16 protein-coding genes and 1 other RNA gene are annotated in these 17,086 nt (G+C 40.9%); 6 read left to right on the top strand and 11 right to left on the bottom strand.

Annotated elements, in window-relative coordinates; translation table 11 throughout:
- Positions 1–50 precede the first annotated feature (50 nt).
- Positions 51–905, bottom strand: coding sequence for an SDR family oxidoreductase (locus J2W55_RS20175; RefSeq protein ID WP_310100039.1), 855 nt, complete (start codon positions 903–905; stop codon positions 51–53).
- Between the two features lie 230 nt (positions 906–1,135).
- Between J2W55_RS20175 and J2W55_RS20170 the strand changes: the two genes are divergently transcribed.
- A complete protein-coding gene (locus tag J2W55_RS20170; RefSeq protein WP_310100037.1) occupies positions 1,136–1,678 on the top strand; it encodes a YciE/YciF ferroxidase family protein in 543 nt (180 codons plus the stop codon).
- 104 nt (positions 1,679–1,782) lie between these two features.
- On the opposite strand, the gene J2W55_RS20165 is transcribed toward J2W55_RS20170, so the two are convergent.
- The 4 genes from J2W55_RS20165 to J2W55_RS20150 form a co-directional block, all read right to left on the bottom strand.
- Positions 1,783–2,766, bottom strand: a complete 984-nt coding sequence (locus J2W55_RS20165; RefSeq protein WP_310100034.1) for a 3-keto-disaccharide hydrolase — start codon at positions 2,764–2,766, stop codon at positions 1,783–1,785.
- A 132-nt stretch (positions 2,767–2,898) separates the two neighbouring features.
- Positions 2,899–3,651, bottom strand: coding sequence for an SGNH/GDSL hydrolase family protein (locus J2W55_RS20160; RefSeq protein WP_310100032.1), 753 nt, complete (start codon positions 3,649–3,651; stop codon positions 2,899–2,901).
- Positions 3,652–3,697: 46 nt separating this feature from the next.
- Complete coding sequence (locus J2W55_RS20155) at positions 3,698–4,876, bottom strand: sialidase family protein (RefSeq protein WP_310100029.1); 1,179 nt, start codon at positions 4,874–4,876, stop codon at positions 3,698–3,700.
- 14 nt (positions 4,877–4,890) lie between these two features.
- Complete coding sequence (locus tag J2W55_RS20150) at positions 4,891–5,832, bottom strand: dihydrodipicolinate synthase family protein (RefSeq protein ID WP_310100026.1); 942 nt, start codon at positions 5,830–5,832, stop codon at positions 4,891–4,893.
- 336 nt (positions 5,833–6,168) lie between these two features.
- Here J2W55_RS20150 and J2W55_RS20145 point away from each other — a divergent pair, with 336 nt between their 5' ends.
- Together J2W55_RS20145 and J2W55_RS20140 are read left to right on the top strand one after the other, a co-directional pair.
- Positions 6,169–6,822: a FadR/GntR family transcriptional regulator gene (locus J2W55_RS20145; RefSeq protein WP_310100023.1), complete on the top strand. Its 654-nt coding sequence runs from the start codon at positions 6,169–6,171 to the stop codon at positions 6,820–6,822.
- A 74-nt stretch (positions 6,823–6,896) separates the two neighbouring features.
- Positions 6,897–7,148 (top strand): hypothetical protein, encoded by a 252-nt coding sequence (locus J2W55_RS20140; protein ID WP_310100020.1) that lies wholly within the window; start codon positions 6,897–6,899, stop codon positions 7,146–7,148.
- Between the two features lie 546 nt (positions 7,149–7,694).
- Here J2W55_RS20140 and J2W55_RS25830 read toward each other — a convergent pair.
- The 6 genes from J2W55_RS25830 to J2W55_RS20115 form a co-directional block, all read right to left on the bottom strand.
- Positions 7,695–7,880 (bottom strand): ORF6N domain-containing protein, encoded by a 186-nt coding sequence (locus J2W55_RS25830; RefSeq protein ID WP_374726382.1) that lies wholly within the window; start codon positions 7,878–7,880, stop codon positions 7,695–7,697.
- A gap of 78 nt (positions 7,881–7,958) precedes the next feature.
- A complete protein-coding gene (locus J2W55_RS20135) occupies positions 7,959–8,438 on the bottom strand; it encodes a PDDEXK nuclease domain-containing protein (protein ID WP_310100017.1) in 480 nt (159 codons plus the stop codon).
- Complete coding sequence (locus tag J2W55_RS20130; protein ID WP_310100014.1) at positions 8,420–10,213, bottom strand: DUF1016 N-terminal domain-containing protein; 1,794 nt, start codon at positions 10,211–10,213, stop codon at positions 8,420–8,422. Before J2W55_RS20130 ends, J2W55_RS20135 begins: the two co-directional genes overlap by 19 nt.
- 361 nt (positions 10,214–10,574) lie before the next feature.
- Positions 10,575–10,942, bottom strand: a transfer-messenger RNA (tmRNA) gene (gene ssrA / locus J2W55_RS20125).
- A gap of 71 nt (positions 10,943–11,013) precedes the next feature.
- Positions 11,014–12,243: a pyridoxal phosphate-dependent aminotransferase gene (locus tag J2W55_RS20120; RefSeq protein WP_310100010.1), complete on the bottom strand. Its 1,230-nt coding sequence runs from the start codon at positions 12,241–12,243 to the stop codon at positions 11,014–11,016.
- A 138-nt stretch (positions 12,244–12,381) separates the two neighbouring features.
- Positions 12,382–12,780 (bottom strand): DUF1573 domain-containing protein, encoded by a 399-nt coding sequence (locus tag J2W55_RS20115; RefSeq protein ID WP_310100007.1) that lies wholly within the window; start codon positions 12,778–12,780, stop codon positions 12,382–12,384.
- Positions 12,781–12,914: 134 nt separating this feature from the next.
- On the opposite strand from J2W55_RS20115, the gene J2W55_RS20110 reads away from it, so the two are divergent.
- The 3 genes from J2W55_RS20110 (at position 12,915) to J2W55_RS20100 (ending at position 17,062) form a co-directional block, all read left to right on the top strand.
- On the top strand, positions 12,915–15,347 hold the full coding sequence (locus tag J2W55_RS20110) for an alpha-ketoacid dehydrogenase subunit alpha/beta (protein ID WP_310100004.1): 2,433 nt from the start codon (positions 12,915–12,917) through the stop codon (positions 15,345–15,347).
- A 131-nt stretch (positions 15,348–15,478) separates the two neighbouring features.
- Positions 15,479–16,060, top strand: coding sequence for a nitroreductase family protein (locus J2W55_RS20105; RefSeq protein WP_310100001.1), 582 nt, complete (start codon positions 15,479–15,481; stop codon positions 16,058–16,060).
- A gap of 216 nt (positions 16,061–16,276) precedes the next feature.
- On the top strand, positions 16,277–17,062 hold the full coding sequence (locus J2W55_RS20100) for a murein L,D-transpeptidase catalytic domain family protein (protein ID WP_310099998.1): 786 nt from the start codon (positions 16,277–16,279) through the stop codon (positions 17,060–17,062).
- Positions 17,063–17,086: the final 24 nt, after the last annotated feature.

Genomic DNA, 17,086 nt, shown 5'->3' with positions numbered 1-17,086 from the left:
TAAATTGTTGTAAATTAATAAATTAAATGTTAATTAAATTAATTAGGGAATTAGCCGTTAACCACTTCGCCTCCGTTTACGTGGATCACCTGCCCGGTTATGAACGACGAATCATCTGAAGCCAGGAAAACATAAGCCGGGCCCAGCTCTGAGGGCTGTCCTGCGCGTTTCATTGCTGTTTCGCTGCCAAAGCTGTTGATCTTTTCTTCATCAAATGTAGCAACGATCAATGGGGTCCAAACCGGGCCCGGCGCTACCGCATTTACCCTGATCTTCTTTTCTGCAAGATTGGTTGCCAGTGACCGCGTAAAAGTTGTAATTGCTCCTTTGGTTGATGAATAGTCAATGAGTGAGGGCGAAGAACGGTAAGCAGTGACCGAGGTGGTATTGATGATGCAATCACCTTCTTTTAAATACTCCAAAGCGGCTTCGGCGAAATAAAAATAGGCAAAGATATTTGTTCTGAAAGTGATTTCCAGTTGCTCGTCGGTAATGTTCTCTACCTCCTTTTGCGGAAACTGCATGCCCGCGTTATTTACCAGGATATTGAGTTTGCCCAATTCGTCAACCGTGGTTTTTACGGCATTCTTACAAAAAGTACTATCCTTCACATCGCCTTTGATCAGCAAGCATTTTCTTCCCGCGGCTTCTATCACATTTTTTGTTTCCTGAGCATCAGCGTCCTCATCCAGGTAAACTATAGCTATATCGGCACCTTCTTTTGCGAAGTGTACACATGCTGCCCGGCCTATGCCGCTGTCGCCACCGGTTACTAAAGCTACCTTACCGGTCAGTTTTCCGGCCGGCTTATAGTTCTCTTTAATATATTCAGGTCTTGGGGCCATCTCCGCCTCAATGCCTGGCTGCCGGTTTTGAGGCTCTGGTTTTTGAGTTACAGTTTCCATAGGTGTAGTTGTTTAATAAATATTGTTATATCCAAATGTATTTTAACTTAAAGGAAAAAACAGCAAAAATGCAATTCGGTTTTATAAAATAATCCACAGCCGTTATTTATCCACATTTGTCTGAAAATAATCCAGGGAAAGTTGTTTTTTTATAAACAAAGCCTCATATGTGCTGTTAATTTAATTAACTGTTAATATAATAAATAGTGTAAACATTAATAGATTGATCTATGGAAACGCAAATTCAAAACCGGGCAGATTCTAAATTAAAGGAGTTCTTTGTTGATCAGCTGGAAGATCTTTTATGGGCCGAAAAAAAACTGGTTAAAACGCTACCCAAAATGGAAGAGGCAGCTACATCTGTTGAGCTGAAGAATGCTTTTGGAAATCATCTGGCACAAACCAAAAACCATGTAAGCAGGCTGGAACAGGTGTTTGGTATTATTGGTGAAGATGTGGATACAACCAAATGCCCGGCAATGGCAGGGATTGTGGATGAAGGCGAGGATATCATTGACGATACCGATGAAGGTACCGCCCAGCGAGATGTGGGTTTGATATTTGCCGGTCAAAAGGCCGAACATTATGAGATTGCCACTTATGGAGGAATGGTTACCCTGGCTAAAACCTTGGGTTACGATGACGCGGCTGCGCTGTTAAGTCAAACCTTAGCGGAGGAAAAAGAGGCTGATAGCCTGCTTACCGAGATTGCAGAAAACAACATTAACTTCCAGGCCAGCACAGAACCCAAAAACGAGGGCTTCTTTTCCTGATCCGTTATTGTTTTTTAATAAATGATATGAGGCTGCCCTAAAGGCAGCCTTTTTACTGAATGCAAGATAAGAAGCAATGGGATTTTCTGATTAACTGTAACGTGTTATTTAGCAGGAGTGATAGTGATGTTCCTGTAATCAATAGGCCCGTGATCTCCCTGGATAAGTATAGGCCCGGGTTCACCTTCTTTGCTGTTAATTGCGCCGCCGGTAATTCCCGGTATAACTTCCCTGCATATAACAGTTGTTCTGTTTGCTACTATGGTAACTATTCTGCCGACTAATGTAATATCATATGATTGCCACTCGCCCGGATTTTTCGCCATCATTTTATTGGGGGGCAAAAAGCCATAAATTGAACTAAACTGGTTATTAATAGGTTCGGGCTCGCCGCTTTTTGTGTCAATTACCTGTACTTCGTATCTGCCCCGCAAATAAATTCCGCTGTTGCTGCCCTGTTTATAACGAAATTCTATATGAAGCTTAAAATCGTTAAAGATTTTATCACTGATTAGATTTGCCCCGGAATGCAGGCTTCTTAAAACGCCCGACTCAACTATCCACTGATTTTTGCCATCGGTATGCCATCCTTTGATATCTTTTCCATTGAATAAATTAATTGCCTTGCCCCAAACAGGTTCTTTAGTCCTGATAAGCAGTGGAGCGCGGACACCGGTAAAATTGTAAGTTTTTCCATCGGTGTATACCATGGTGCCTTTTAACACCTCACCATTAACTTCAAATTCAAAGTCCATATTCCGGCTTCCTTCTTCCCACTGGGGCGGAATAGAAAAACTGTATTTGCCATCATTGGGTCTAACCTCTGAAATTGGGCGTGCGCTTCCAAAGGCGTAGGTGAAACGACCAATAAGCGTATGTGTACCAGATTTTTGTACTTCCAGCCAGGAAGGTAAACTTTTACCTTCTTTATCAATAGTAATGTCCCATCTCCCGATAACCGCCGGATCTTTTGCAATTTTTGTTTGACCAACTGATGCTTTAGCTGCTAAAAAAAGAAATAACAACATCACAATTTGTACCCGAACAAAACGGGCAGGGCGTTTAGATAAAACTGATAAATTTTTCATGTTATTTAGTAAATTCTAAAGCTACAAACTAACATTCACTTTTTTGTACGATATTGCTTTTTAGACTGCAGCAGGCCCTAATTATTAGGCGCTAAAATAAATGATAAGCAACCTCTTGTTTCTGCAGCTTGTTTAAGCTATAGCTGCAAGCCAGGCATGGGCCAATAAACTAATGCCTGCCATATTTGGATGAACTCCATCACGGGTCCAATACGCACCAGGGACCGATTGCATGGCCTTATCTATAACTGATTGAAATGGAACAAATCCCGTATCGTACTCTTCGGCTATCGCACGGGCTGCTGCCTGAAATTCATAGAATTTAGGGTACCATACATCTGTTACCCTATTAACCTTATTTATAGCATAGGGCTCACATATTATCAGTTTTACATCAGGCAGCGCTTGTTTAGTCCGATCGATCAAGTTTTTGTAGTCTGTGCGATAGGTTTCAATTGTGCCTTTATATCCGGCTGTCATGGTATGCCAAAAATCATTTACCCCAACAAAAATGCTTAGCACGTTCGGTTTTATATCCAGGCAGTCACTATCCCAGCGGGCGGCCAGCTGGTAAACCTTATTACCGCTCACGCCCTTGTTATAAATTTGCAGTTTTTTATCCGGATGATTCATCAGCAAATTTGATCCGGCTACTAACGCGTAGCCATTCCCCATACATCCGATATCATTTGGTATGGTTTTGTCCTTATCGCGTCCGGCGTCGGTAATGGAATCTCCCTGAAAAAGCACAATGTCATTAACATCTAAACTAATTGTTTTTCCTTCGGCTTCTGCAAAAGCTGCTGATGCCAGTTCGGGCAATGCCAAGCTGGCTATTGTGCAAATAGCAGCATTTTTGATAAATGAGCGGCGATCGTTTTTCATATTTAAATTATAGTTCGGGTTTAAAAAATGGTTATGATAAAATCTGTTAGCGAAACCAATTTAGATCATAGCGTTTCAAAACAATTTGGTAGTAATGAGGGGTTACTACTTTAATTGGCGGTAAACCATCTCTGGTTTCATATAAAATATAAACCGTACCGTCGTTCTCGATGGTGAGGTCTGAATAACCGGCCGACCCAGGCTCTATCACCTTATTTACCGGCCAGGTTGCCCCTTCATCAAAGCTTACTTTTGCCATTAAATGCCGGCGGCCTTCCCCGGGAATATTTCTGTAATCGGGATTGATAAAGATGATTGGCCCTGCAAGTTTACGCTTACCTGTGCCAGCCCTGATCATGCTGCCCATGCAAACCGGATCAAATAGATCGTCATTAAATACAGGTTTTGTCCAATGAGAAAATCCATCCCGGCTATATGATATTAAACGGCGTTGTTCTTTTGATTCAGTCCTGGTGTTCATCATTACTCTTCCGTCCTTTAACTGGATAAGGGTGCTTTCACTTGGATTTATAATTTGATCTGAGGTATTTGCAACGATATCGCCTCTGTTCCAGGTTTTACCATGGTCATTACTGTAAATTGTTGAAATGCAGGATGGCCTGTGTGCCCTTTTCTTATCATCAGACATCCACACGGAAACTACCAACCTGCCGTTTTTGAGTTGAATGGCATGACCAGGTCCGGTAGCCAACACCTTCCAGTCATATTCCGGAATATATTTTTCAAACGCATATGTGATGTCAACTGGCTCGCTCCATGTAAGCCCTTCGTCTACAGATTTCATATAAAAGCAGCGCCCATAATCTTTAACAAATAAAAAATGTATTGTATGCCCGTCATTATCCATAATTGGAACGCCATTGCCAGCCGGCTTTGATTCCTCTCTTTTTACAATAACCTTTGGCGTATCCCAGGTTTTTCCGCCGTCTTTACTTCGGCGGGCTAAAATATCTATGCCAGACCAATCGCCATATCCTGTTGCCCGTGCCTCGCAAAATGCAACAAGCGTACCTGATTTAGTTATAACTATAGATGGTATCCTTGTTGTATAATAGCCCATACTGGGATTAAACACAACAACTTTACCAGTGTCTGATTGACTAAACGAGCGGACTGAAATCAACAGAAATAATAAGAGCGATAAATAAGAAATTTTATTTCCATTGAGTTTTAATGGCAGGGTTGTAGTTTTATCGTTATTCATTTTTTAATGTTGATCTATTTATCCAACGAAACCGGCGAATTGCTTTCGCGGTATTGTTTAAGCAAGTGAAAAAAATCAATTGTGTCTAAACTTTCCTTTAATAATATAAACTCAGCATCAGTCAGATCAACTAACGGAAGCCGGCAAGGCCCTAAATTATAACCAAGCATTTTCATAATAGCCCTCTGGGCGGGTATCGGTGAAAATTTAAATAAAATTCTGATCATTTCAACAACCTTTGCCTGAAGGGCCCTTGCTTTTAAAATGTCGCCTTTTTTAAATGAACTAATAATATCATGATAGAATGGCGCTGCAAAGTTATAGGTACTTCCAACAGCACCGTTGGCACCTACCGCCAGCGCGCTTAACAGCATTTCATCAAAGCCCGAAAGCATGTCATATTTACCATGATCGTAACCTAAGCATAACTGGAATTCATGTAAAACAGATGAGGTAAATTTTATGCCGGCCAGATTGGGAATTTTTTTATTACAGGCATCTAAAAAGTCAACTATGTCAATGTTTCCAGTAACTGCGGGCACATGATAATAGTAATAGGGTAAATTGGGGGCAGCTGAGGCTATTTCGGCTATACAGGTTACCAGATTTTGCACCGAACTAGGCTTAAAATAAAATGCCGGAACAGACGAAATAGCATCCGCGCCAATAGCGGCGGCGTGTATGGCAAGCTTTTTTGACTCGGCAATAGAACTGTGGCCAACATGCACAAATACAAGAATGCGCTTGTTTGCACTCGATACAAATTTTTCTGAAACCTGCATCCTTTCTTCAATCGTCATATTCAAACCTTCGCCATTTGTGCCGCATACAAAAATTCCTTTTAACCCATCTGCCACCATTTTTTCAACAATTAACGGTATCATATTTAGGTTAGGGGAACCATCGTTATTAAACGGCGTGAAAACGGCGGCTATAAGTCCTTCAATTTTTCTCATAACTAATTAAGTTTATATGTCATACATATATACAAATATCTAATTTAATTTTTATATTTAGCAACAAATTAATTTAGATAATTACAGCTGATATTGTCTATGCTGTTCGATATAAAACAATTTATATGTACAAAACCGGCACAACCGCATCAGCACTATTTTGTTATTATAATTTTTAATCGGAACGGCCTGTTCGCTCTTTTTAGAAAAAGATAATGGTAGATTCGTAACTTTATATCATACACAAATATTATGACAGATTTCGGCAAGTCTAAGTTGAATGTCGCAAAAAAAGAAAGTGAATTTTCTGGTTTGGAGCCCCTGGTCAATATCAATATGACAGATCTGGTCGAAGACAAATTAAGGAACTATTTCATCCAAAAAAAATTTAAAGCCGGTGATACGATACCAAAGGAGGTTGAGCTGGCTGCATCCTTAAACGTTAGCAGATCAATAGTGCGCGAAGCATTAAGCCGGTTAAAGATGTTAGGAATGATCGAATCACGAAAAAGACGCGGGATGATATTAACAGAGCCCGATATCTGGAGCGGATTTACCAAGATCATTGATTCTAAATTATTAAGTGAGCACTCACTGAAAGAGTTGTTGGAACTACGATTGGTAATTGAAATGGGCGTAAGCGAATTATTATTCATCAGGAGGAATGATGCCGATCTGGAAGCGCTGGAAAAGGTGGTAGTTACAGAGGAGAAGAATGCTAAAACGCCAGCTGACCATGCGAGGTATGATGTTGAGTTTCACAAAATTCTGTATCACATGTCGGGCAACGAAACGCTGTATAGGTTTCAAAAAATGCTGGGGTATGTATTTAACTATATTGTAGGCGCTATGAGTACGGTAAATGAAAAAGACCGCGCCGTTTCTGTATCACACAGAGACTTGCTTAATATTCTTAAAAACGGAGATCCCAGGGCGTTTCAGGAAGCAATGCACAAACATTTAGAGCCCTATTACAGGTTTCTTTTATAATTTGATTTTTTTCAAAATATAAACGGCTCATTCCAACGCTCCGGAACGCATAGGTGGATTTATATTTATCAAGGATGTTAAAGATCACCCTGCTGTTCACCAACGGTTTGCAGCAGGCGTTAAAGCTAAATACAGAGCAAGGTAAACAAGCATTCCTGTTGTTACAGTCAGCCTACACAGCAGCGCGGTACAAGGAAAATTTCAATCCTGATGCAGCCGATGTAAAAACAATAGTGGAAAATGCAGAAAATTTATTAGCGGTAGCAGAAGCTATCTACCGGCAGCTTGTTGGAGAACGGGGCTCTAAATCTAAAAATCCTACATAAGGGAGTGACACCCAGCGGGTCCGGCAGACGGCTTCGTTTTACTACGCCGGCAGCCTCCCCGCCGCAGGTCAGGAATGCAGTTCGTTCCTCACGACATACCTGCCCATAGCCTGAGCATTTACCATTACACCGCAGCCACAAAGATAGCAGCACAGGAAAACCGTCAAGGGCCTGTAAATGGGGTTGTGTTATTTGCTTCTTTGCGAACCCCACCCTTGACAGTTTTCCTGCACACGCTGTTTGTTGTTTAAGCGGGTAATGGTTAATTATACATGGTTAAAATTCATTTAATTGGGCTGAAGATCATTAATGAATGTATTTAATGATGATTTGGATAAAAAAGCCTCTCTTGCACTCGCTGCTTAAGAGGCTTACCTAAACCTTATCACAATTGATAAATCATGGTTGATTTATCATAGTAATTGTAATTATACATAAAACACTGGTGGTATCCAAAAACGTTTAGATGCCCTGATGGCTTAAGGTATTTTCTCACGTTCAGTTTTTTTTTCGGCGAGTTTTTTACTGAGTAGCTGCATATCTTCGCTAACCTTCATATCCAGTATTTTGGCATAATGCTACGTTGTTCGTATGTTTTATGGCCCAACATTTTAGAAACGCTTTCAATATGTATAGAAAATCAGAAGGGAAACGCCTATGATTTCTTTTTATACTGCGCCGTAGCGTTTTCATATCTACCTCATACAATGCAGCGGCGGCGAAGTCCAACATAACTTCTTGCCCTATTATATAGTATATATTACTTAGGACAGTTTCATTGGAAACTACCATATTTTTATTTTTCATAACTCAATTCCTTCCCTTTTTTCCTATTTCCTTTTTCACTTCATCGATCAACTGTTGTTCTGACGGCAGATATAATTTATATTCACTGGCAACAATAGTTTTATTATTTTCCGGCAAGGAGAATTTTACAACAGCATTGTTTTTATCCGCACAAAGCAAAATGCCGATAGTCGGCTTTTCAAAGTCTCTCTTTTCTATCCGGTCATAATAATTAACATACATTTGTAATTGCCCGATATCTTGATGGGTGAGGCGGGCGGTTTTTATCTCAACAATGACGAACGCTTGTAAAAGACGATTGTAAAGAACAAGATCAATAAAGAAATCATCGCCTTCAATATGCAGCCGTTTTTGCCTTGCTATAAATGCAAATCCATTACCTAACTCCAAAAGAAAGTCCTGCAAATGGGTTATGATTGCTTGTTCTAAATCCTTTTCATAATAAGAAGCTTCATGGTGCAGTCCTAAAAATTCGAGATACATAGGGTCTTTATAATATCCTTTGCATCAGAAGGCTGCTGCTCATTCCTTGCAACAGCCAATATGCCATTCCTGTCGTTACTCATTAATAAGCGTTCCCAAAAACTACTATGAATTTGGCGCTCCAGTTGGCGGGATGACCAATTGTTTTTTACAGCTTCAGCAATATAAAAATCTCTTTTGTCCTGGTTATCAATGCTTATGAGCATTTTATAATGTGTCCAACCCAATTGCGTCCGCAGTGCGGACGCAATTGGGAAAGTACGATAAAACTGCCGATAACGCTTCAACTGTCTTATAGATAAACCGCTGCCAAATTCGGGCTGCAATTGTGTTGAAATTGTTTTTAGCAGCTGTGCACCATAATCAGCCCGGTCTTTTTCTTGTTGCTCTTCTACAAAAATACGCTGTCCTATACGCCAGTACATCCGTACACGTTCGATATCAACTGCGCGTATCGCAGTATCCCTGGAATTGCGGATAATAGTTTTAATATCTGTTATGATAGATTGATTTCCATGACTTTCTAGGGTTAAATTGGGTAACTTAATTGCAAGCTTTTGCTTTAATGTGCTCATATCCTCGCTAATCTTTTGAGCGACAATCTTTGCGTAGATCTGTGTTGTTTTGACCGATTTGTGACCAAGTAAGGCACTTACCGTTTCTATCGGTACGCCATTGGCCAATGTAACTGTAGTAGCGAAAGTATGCCTGGCGGTATGGGTGGTCAATGTTTTATTAATGCCACAAATGGTTACTACTTCTTTTAAATAGGCGTTGTATTTCTGATTGCTCAATACCGGTAACAACAAGCCCTGGCTTTTGCGGACGTGATGGTTGTTGTATTTCTCGATGATTTCCTTAGCGATAGGTAACAGCGGTACACTTTCCCGGCAAATCGTACTGGTTACTTTATGCCGGTTTTTTACCACCCATTGTTGACCATCAAAAAAGTCAATAATGTGATCGGTAGTCAGCAGGCTCGTATCCTTATAGGCAAACCCGGTGAAACACATAAACAGGTAAGTATCTTTGATTTCCTCTAATCGCTTGATCTCAAAATGTTTGTGATAAAGGATCATGATTTCCTGTTCAGTCAAAATATCCCGTTCTGGATCGATATACCCGCATTTATAGGTTTGTATTGGATTGGTCGGTATCCAGTTTCGCTCAACCCCGGTTTTGATGGCATGTTTAACGTGTTTAAGATATTTCTTTGCTGTATTGGCGTTGATATCCTCGTCCAGCATCAGGTAATCCACGAAATCCTCGGCAAATGCAAAGCGGATTTTATCCAACCGGATATCTTTTGCTTTGTATTGATGCCGGATAAAATTGACTGTCTTTGCACGGATCGTGCGTAACTTTTTTAGTGACGCCACCGAACGGTGTTGTTTTTCCACCTTTTTTTCAAAACGCTCAATAACGAAGTCTATCGCATTGAGTAAGGTTTTAGGCTGCTCCATTTTACCCTGGTAAGCATCCCAGAGCATTTCTACGGTAACTTCCTCGCCTTGCAATTCAAGCGATTGATAAAGACGGCGCACTTTGACTTTACATTGCTCAATCGCATTGTTGAGCAAACGGGCTTCCTGTGTAGAACCCTTCATTTTGCCTGCTTCCTGATCCCAAAGACTTGCAGGGACTTTTTGGCCTAAAGAAATGACGGCCCTTTTGAGATTGACGGTAATACGGATGTCCAGCGATAAGCTTCCGTCTTTGGACTTCCTGGCGCTTTTTGGTAAAACCAGGAGGGAAAGTTTTTCATTGACTTTCATGAAAATTGGATTTTAAGTGAACGATTTGTTTTCGTTCGCTCTCAAAACCCGGTTTCATTGAATCATTGAAAATGGTTTATTACCAATTTCAGCATCGTAAAGACCATATCAAATACGACCCAACAGACTTTAAAAAGATTGATTAAATCTGATAAAGATTTTTTTTAAAAAATCTAATTAAAGCCTGACCTAAAAAGTATACGAAAAGGCTACCACTTTTTAAATGGGAGTGGTAGCCTTTTTGGTAGCCTTTTATACTTGGAATAATTGTTTGAATTTTGCAAACAATTATTTTCAAAAACCCCTTAAAACCGCTGGAAATGCACTTTTACGAAAAAAGACCTTCGATGCGAAGGTCTTTCAGTGGAGCCGGAGGGATTCGAACCCTCGTCCAAACATGGTATAAGGTAAGCTTTCTACATGCTTAGCTTCTGTTTAATTGTAGGGAAGGGGAAGGTCAGTTGCTTACCTGTACCGTCTTCCTTAGGTGCTTTATCTCGCCCGCTATGCACACCTTAAGCAGGCCAGTTCCGTTTTTCGATGCCCCTGTTGCCGGTTCAACAGAACGGAAAACCGGCGGGACAAAAGCTATTTAATTCTAAATTAAGCAGCTAAGGCGTAGTTATTTTCGCCATTTGTAAGTTTGAGCGTTCAGATTTAAGCGCTAATTCACCCAACGCGCTGCATGCTTACTTACTTATCTCCATCCTGTCAATTCCGGTCGACCCCATTTTTTTGTCTTGAGTTCCCAGTATTGTGTATTGAGTTTGACAAGCAATTACAAAGATACTAAAAATAGCTTAATTAGAACTCAAAACTTCAGCTCTTGAGCTTATAACTTTTCCCGGGTAAACCCTTAAAGCCTCTTCCAGGCAGATCATGGCACTTTTCAGGTCTTCGTTGTTCAATACATAAGCCATCCGTACTTCATTATACCCGGCTCCCGGTGTGCTATAAAAACCGGTCGCGGGCGCCATCATAACTGTTTGATTTTCATAGCTAAATGATTCCAGTATCCACTGGCAAAATTTATCAGCATCATCTATCGGTAATTTAGCTACCACATAGAACGCGCCGCCCGGATTAGGGCAGTACACGCCATCCATTTTATTCAGTGCGCTAACAAGGGTATCCCGCCTGCTGGTATATTCTTTATTTACGGCCTCAAAGTATGCGTCGGGTGTGTCAACAGCGGCAGTTCCGGCAATTTGTTCAACCATACCGGGACTAAGCCGGGCCTGCGCAAATTTTAATGCCGTAGTCAAAACCGCTTTATTTTTTGTGATCAGACAGCCAAGCCTTGCTCCGCAGGCGCTATAACGCTTGCTTACGGTATCAAGCACAATAACGTTTTCATCGAGCCCATCCAGGTGCATAGGCGACATGAATTCGCGGTTGTCATAACAAAACTCGCGGTAGGCCTCGTCTGCAAGCAGGTAAAGATCATGCTTTAGTACCAATTCTTTTAATGCTTCAAGTTCTTCCTTTGAATACAGATAACCCGTAGGGTTATTGGGGCTGCAAATAATAATAGCCTTGGTTTTATTAGTTATCAGCTTTTCAAACTCGCTGATGGGGGGCAATGCAAAACCATTATCAATAAATGAAAGTATAGGTTTAACAACAATATCGCTTTGGCTTGCAAAACCATTGTAATTGGCATAAAAAGGCTCGGGGATAATAACTTCGTCACCCGGGTCAAGGCAGGCCATCATGGCTATTGTAATAGCCTCAGATCCGCCCGTTGTTACAATAATGTTTTCGGGAGTGATGCCGTAGCTTAGTTTGTTATAATATTCTGTAAGCTTTTTACGGTAAGTTAAAGTGCCTTCTGATGGTGTATACGCCCAAACTTTAAAATCAATATTTTTAATGGCATTTAACATACCATCAGGGGTTTCAATGTCAGGCTGGCCAATGTTTAAATGATAAACCTTTTTACCATCCAGCTTGGCTTTATCGGCATAAGGAGTTAATTTACGTATAGGTGAAGCGGGCATTCGCTCACCTTTTTGAGATATTTTTGGCATATGCAAAATTAGTAAAAAAGAAAGTATTGTATTTACACGGTCCCTGTAAATGAAAAAAGACCCTGTGTAAGGGTCTTTTAATATTGTTATTAACGCCCCTTGTTTAGCAAGGGGTTATTTAAACCGTGCTTGCCTTGTTTATTTGCTCGACGCGGGTTTAGCTACAACCTCGCCAATAATATTCAAGTATTTTTCGGGTGTTACCGCGTTTGATTTAACTACGATTGTTTTATTAAATGGCTGTGCGGCAGCGGCATTGTAAGTAATTTTAATAGTGCCTTTAGTCCCGCTTTTTACTGGGGTTTTGGTATAGTCGGCAATTGTACAGCCGCAGGTTGGCCTTACTTCGGTTAAAATAAGGGGCTCTTTACCAATGTTTGTAAATTCAAAAACAGTGGTTACAGGTGTACCCTGAGGTATTTTACCAAAGTCATGTTTTTCTTCGTTAAATTTAAACTCAGGTTTCTGGCTATCCTGTGCTGTTGCAGTAAAGGCAAAACCTAAAACTACTGCACAAATCATTAATATCTTTTTCATACGTTTATTTGATTAATACAAATATATAAGGTTTAATGTAATTTAAAAACTATTAGCAAAACTCTATGTTTTATTGTTAGTTTGCCAATTACAGAATAGAATTTTATAATTTTACCGTCTAAACGAAATTATATATGCCCGGAACTACCATTCGTGCAACCAGTAAATTTAATACCGCTGAGTTGAGTTTTGATGATTTCAAAAAAATTGTGATCGATGATTATCGCATTGGTTATGAGAGCAGGCAGGCCAGTTTAATAGGCAGGCGAGAGGTACTAACGGGCAAGGCTAAGTTTGGGATTTTTGGCGACGGTAAGGAAGTTGCACAACTGGCCATGGCCAAAGCATTTCGTGCCGGCGACTGGCGTGCGGGTTACTATCGTGATCAAACCTTTATGTTTGCTACTGGCATGAGCAACCTTAAAGAGTTTTTTGCGCAGCTATACGCCAACCCCGATATTGAAAAGGACCCCGCCTCGGCCGGTCGTCAAATGAACTGTCATTACGCTACCCGATTTGTAAATGCCGATGGCAGCTGGGTAAACCAGGCCGAAACCATGAATTGTTCGTCTGATATTTCAACTACAGGCGGGCACATGCCGCGCTTGCTGGGATTGGCCTATGCATCAAAACTATACCGTCAAAATAAAGAGCTTGAGTATCTTAACCAGTTTTCGGTAAGCGGTAATGAGGTGGCATTTGGCACTATAGGTAATGGCTCAACATCTGAGGGATTGTTTTTTGAAACCTTTAATGCCGCCGGGGTATTGCAGGTGCCTATGGCCATCTCGGTTTGGGACGATGCTTACGCTATTTCGGTACCGGCAAAGCTGCAAACCACTAAAGAGGATATTTCAGAAATATTAAAAGGTTTTCAGCGCGAAAAAGATACCAACGGTTATGAAATATTTAAGGTAAGGGGATGGGATTACATAGCCCTTTGCGAAACTTATGAACGCGCCATATCTATATGCCGCGAACAGCATGTACCGGTATTGATCCATGTTACCGAGATGACCCAGCCGCAGGGGCATTCTACCTCAGGGTCGCACGAGCGTTATAAAACAAAAGAGCGCCTGGGTTGGGAAGATGAGCATGATTGTTTGCTTAAAATGCGCGAGTGGATGATTGCTTCGGCCATTTCAAACGAGGCCGAACTGGATGAACTGGAATCCGAAGCCAAAAAATATGTACGCGAGTGCCAGCGTGAGGCTGCTGCCGAACTGGCCGGCGTAATAAAAACCGAATTAGATGAAGCTGCCAGCCTTATTGACAAGCTGGCATATAATGTTACTATAAAAGATGAATTATTGGAGATATCATCAGCTCTCCGCTCCAGCTATGATGCCGGCCGCAGGGAAGTGATATCAGCGGTGCGTAAGGTTTTAAGGCTTACCACACGCGAAAGCCTTGCAGAGCGCCAGTCATTATTAAACTGGCACAATAAGGAAATTGAAAAGAACAATGAGCGTTTTAATTCAAAATTATTTACAGAAACACCGCAATCTCCTTTAAATGTGCCGGTTATACCAGCCGTTTATAATGATGACGCACGTCTTATTGATGGCCGCGAAGTGTTGAACGCTTGTTTTGACGCCAATTTTGATCGCGATAAAAGTATTGTTGCTTTTGGCGAAGACGTTGGAGCCATTGGTGATGTAAACCAGGGTTTTGCCGGACTGCAAAATAAATATGGCGACCTGCGTATTACCGATACCGGTATACGTGAAACAACTATTATTGGGCAGGGTATGGGGCTTGCTATGCGTGGCTTAAGACCAATAGCCGAGATACAATACCTTGATTACCTCATTTACGCCATGACCGTTTTATGTGACGATTTGGCAAGTTTAAGCTATCGTACACGTGGCGGGCAAAAAGCACCTCTCATTATTCGTACCCGCGGGCACCGGCTCGAAGGGATATGGCACTCAGGCTCGCCAATGGGCTTAATTATAAACTCCATGCGCGGTTTTCATATTTGTGTGCCGCGTAATATGACTCAGGCCGCAGGCATGTATAACACTTTATTAAGGGGAGATGAACCTGCCATTGTTATTGAAAGCCTTAACGGATACCGCTTAAAAGAAAAGCTGCCTGCAAATGTGGGCGAATTTACGGTTCCGCTTGGTAAGGCGGAGATATTAAAAGACGGCAGCGATATTACCGTTGTTTCATACGGCTCAACACTGCGCATTGTGCTAGAGGCCGCCGAAGAGCTCGAAAAAATGGATATTCATATTGAAGTTGTTGATCCGCAAACTTTATATCCTTTTGATACAGAGAATGTTTGCGGCGATTCTTTAAAGAAAACCAGCAAGCTGCTGGTTGTTGATGAGGATGTGCCGGGAGCTGCTTCGGCATATATTACCCAAAAGATCATAGAAAATGAAAATGGATACTATGCGCTTGATGCACAGCCAAGAACACTAACCGCTAAAGAACATCGTCCGCCTTATGGCTCTGATGGTGATTATTTTAGCAAGCCTTCTGTTGACGATATTATCGAAACTGTTTATGCTATTATGAACGAGGCAAACCCGGCCAAATACCCCGCAATTTTTTAATTGGAGGGATATCAATATTTTTCGTCAAATTGATAAAAAATTAGGTCAGTAACTTGTTAAAAATGTCATTATTATGTTCATTTTTTAGCTTGTTTCTTTAAGTTTGCGTCCTTTTGAACCCACATTTTAACATGAATTCTACAACTTTTGCAACCATATCCAATATTATCAAAACCCGCCGCTCTACTAAACCGGCAATGATGAGCGGCCATAAAATTCCAAACGGGCACATAGCTGCGTTACTGGAACTTGCGGATTGGGCGCCAACGCATGGATACACCGAACCCTGGCGCTTTATCGTTTATGAAAACCCGGCTGAATTTTGCTTGCAACATGCTGAAATTTACAAGCAAAGTGTTGATAATGAAAATTTTAACGAGGTAACGTATAGTAACCTGCAACACCAGGGCGACAAAGTATCACATATTGTTCTTGCTGTAATGAAGCGTGGGGACTTGCCAAAAATACCTCCATTTGAAGAGCTTGCTGCGGTTTCAAGCGCTATACAGAATATTTTGCTGGGTGCCACAGCCTTAAATATGGCTTCATTCTGGAGTACTGGTGGCGCCATCCTAAAACCGGGCATGAAGGAGTTTTTACAACTGCGCGAAGAGGACAATATATTGGGCGCACTATACCTGGGATATGCCGATCTACTGCCTGAAGGAAAGAGAAATACGCCGCTCGAAGAAAAAATCAAATGGATTAAATAACTTCACTAACCTTTTATTGTTTCGCTCGTATAAGGGTCTGTAATTGCTTTATTTTAAATTTATTTTCATTTAAGTAAAAAAATACACTTAAATTATTTTGATTTAATATAAAAATTATACATTTGTAATTGATCGGTTTCCTAATCCCGGTCATTTATCAAACTAAAACCTGTTACTGATTTAACTTATTGATTTAAAATTAAACTCAAAACAAGTATGAGGAAACATTTTTGGTATGTTACATTTGCGGTATTTTTTTTATCAGCAACAATTATTAGCTGGAGATCCGCAGGAGCAAACAAATCAGATGGAAAGGTAAATTCAACACTAAATGCAAAGGAATTATTTAATCAATATATAAGTAATTTATACCAGGCTGCAAGTTTGCAGCAAACTGGTTTGGCATTTGATGTATTTGAAAAAGCGGTTACAGGTTATACTAATTTAAAACTTGAACACAAGTTGCCGCAGGGCAGCGCAATACTTACAGTTGTTGATTTCTCAAAGTCCAGCCGCGAAAAACGTATGTGGATCATTGATCTGTTTAGCAAGCAATTATTGTTAAATACCTGGGTGGCACACGGACAGGGGAGCGGCGACGAAATGGCAAACCAGTTTTCGGACAGGAATGACTCACACCAAAGCAGCCTGGGCTTTTACCTGGCCGATGATGTTTATATAGGTAAACATGGCCGTTCGTTACGCCTGGATGGTATGGATCCTGGTTTTAACACCAATGCCCGTATGCGCAGTATTGTAGTGCACGCGGCAAAATATGTTAGCCAGAATACAATTGACCGTACCGGGAAAATAGGCCGCAGCTTTGGTTGCCCCGCGGTATCACCAAAAGTTGCCGACCAGGTAATAAATACCATTATGGGTAAAACAGTCTTTTTTATCAATGGCAATGACGACAGCTATACTTCAAAGTATCTTGATGAAACCGGGCCATTAAATTTTATTGCAGCAGATACTACGGCTTTTGATTTGGCCAAACTTTAACATTATCCCAGTTATAAAAGAAAT

Source organism: Mucilaginibacter pocheonensis (assembly GCF_031456535.1).
Classification (GTDB): Bacteria; Bacteroidota; Bacteroidia; order Sphingobacteriales; family Sphingobacteriaceae; genus Mucilaginibacter; species Mucilaginibacter pocheonensis.
The sequence above is the reverse complement of the archived record's forward strand: the minus strand, read 5'-3'. Positions and strand labels throughout refer to the sequence as shown.

Excerpts from the sequence above, each read along its gene's own strand:
- J2W55_RS20175 (WP_310100039.1), bottom strand. The coding sequence starts at position 905 with ATGGAAACTGTAACTCAAAAACCAGAGCCTCAAAACCGGCAGCCAGGC.
- J2W55_RS20170 (WP_310100037.1), top strand. The coding sequence starts at position 1,136 with ATGGAAACGCAAATTCAAAACCGGGCAGATTCTAAATTAAAGGAGTTC.
- J2W55_RS20165 (WP_310100034.1), bottom strand. The coding sequence starts at position 2,766 with ATGAAAAATTTATCAGTTTTATCTAAACGCCCTGCCCGTTTTGTTCGG.
- J2W55_RS20160 (WP_310100032.1), bottom strand. The coding sequence starts at position 3,651 with ATGAAAAACGATCGCCGCTCATTTATCAAAAATGCTGCTATTTGCACA.
- J2W55_RS20155 (WP_310100029.1), bottom strand. The coding sequence starts at position 4,876 with ATGAATAACGATAAAACTACAACCCTGCCATTAAAACTCAATGGAAAT.
- J2W55_RS20150 (WP_310100026.1), bottom strand. The coding sequence starts at position 5,832 with ATGAGAAAAATTGAAGGACTTATAGCCGCCGTTTTCACGCCGTTTAAT.
- J2W55_RS20145 (WP_310100023.1), top strand. The coding sequence starts at position 6,169 with ATGACAGATCTGGTCGAAGACAAATTAAGGAACTATTTCATCCAAAAA.
- J2W55_RS20140 (WP_310100020.1), top strand. The coding sequence starts at position 6,897 with ATGTTAAAGATCACCCTGCTGTTCACCAACGGTTTGCAGCAGGCGTTA.
- J2W55_RS25830 (WP_374726382.1), bottom strand. The coding sequence starts at position 7,880 with ATGTTGGACTTCGCCGCCGCTGCATTGTATGAGGTAGATATGAAAACG.
- J2W55_RS20135 (WP_310100017.1), bottom strand. The coding sequence starts at position 8,438 with ATGTATCTCGAATTTTTAGGACTGCACCATGAAGCTTCTTATTATGAA.
- J2W55_RS20130 (WP_310100014.1), bottom strand. The coding sequence starts at position 10,213 with ATGAAAGTCAATGAAAAACTTTCCCTCCTGGTTTTACCAAAAAGCGCC.
- J2W55_RS20120 (WP_310100010.1), bottom strand. The coding sequence starts at position 12,243 with ATGCCAAAAATATCTCAAAAAGGTGAGCGAATGCCCGCTTCACCTATA.
- J2W55_RS20115 (WP_310100007.1), bottom strand. The coding sequence starts at position 12,780 with ATGAAAAAGATATTAATGATTTGTGCAGTAGTTTTAGGTTTTGCCTTT.
- J2W55_RS20110 (WP_310100004.1), top strand. The coding sequence starts at position 12,915 with ATGCCCGGAACTACCATTCGTGCAACCAGTAAATTTAATACCGCTGAG.
- J2W55_RS20105 (WP_310100001.1), top strand. The coding sequence starts at position 15,479 with ATGAATTCTACAACTTTTGCAACCATATCCAATATTATCAAAACCCGC.
- J2W55_RS20100 (WP_310099998.1), top strand. The coding sequence starts at position 16,277 with ATGAGGAAACATTTTTGGTATGTTACATTTGCGGTATTTTTTTTATCA.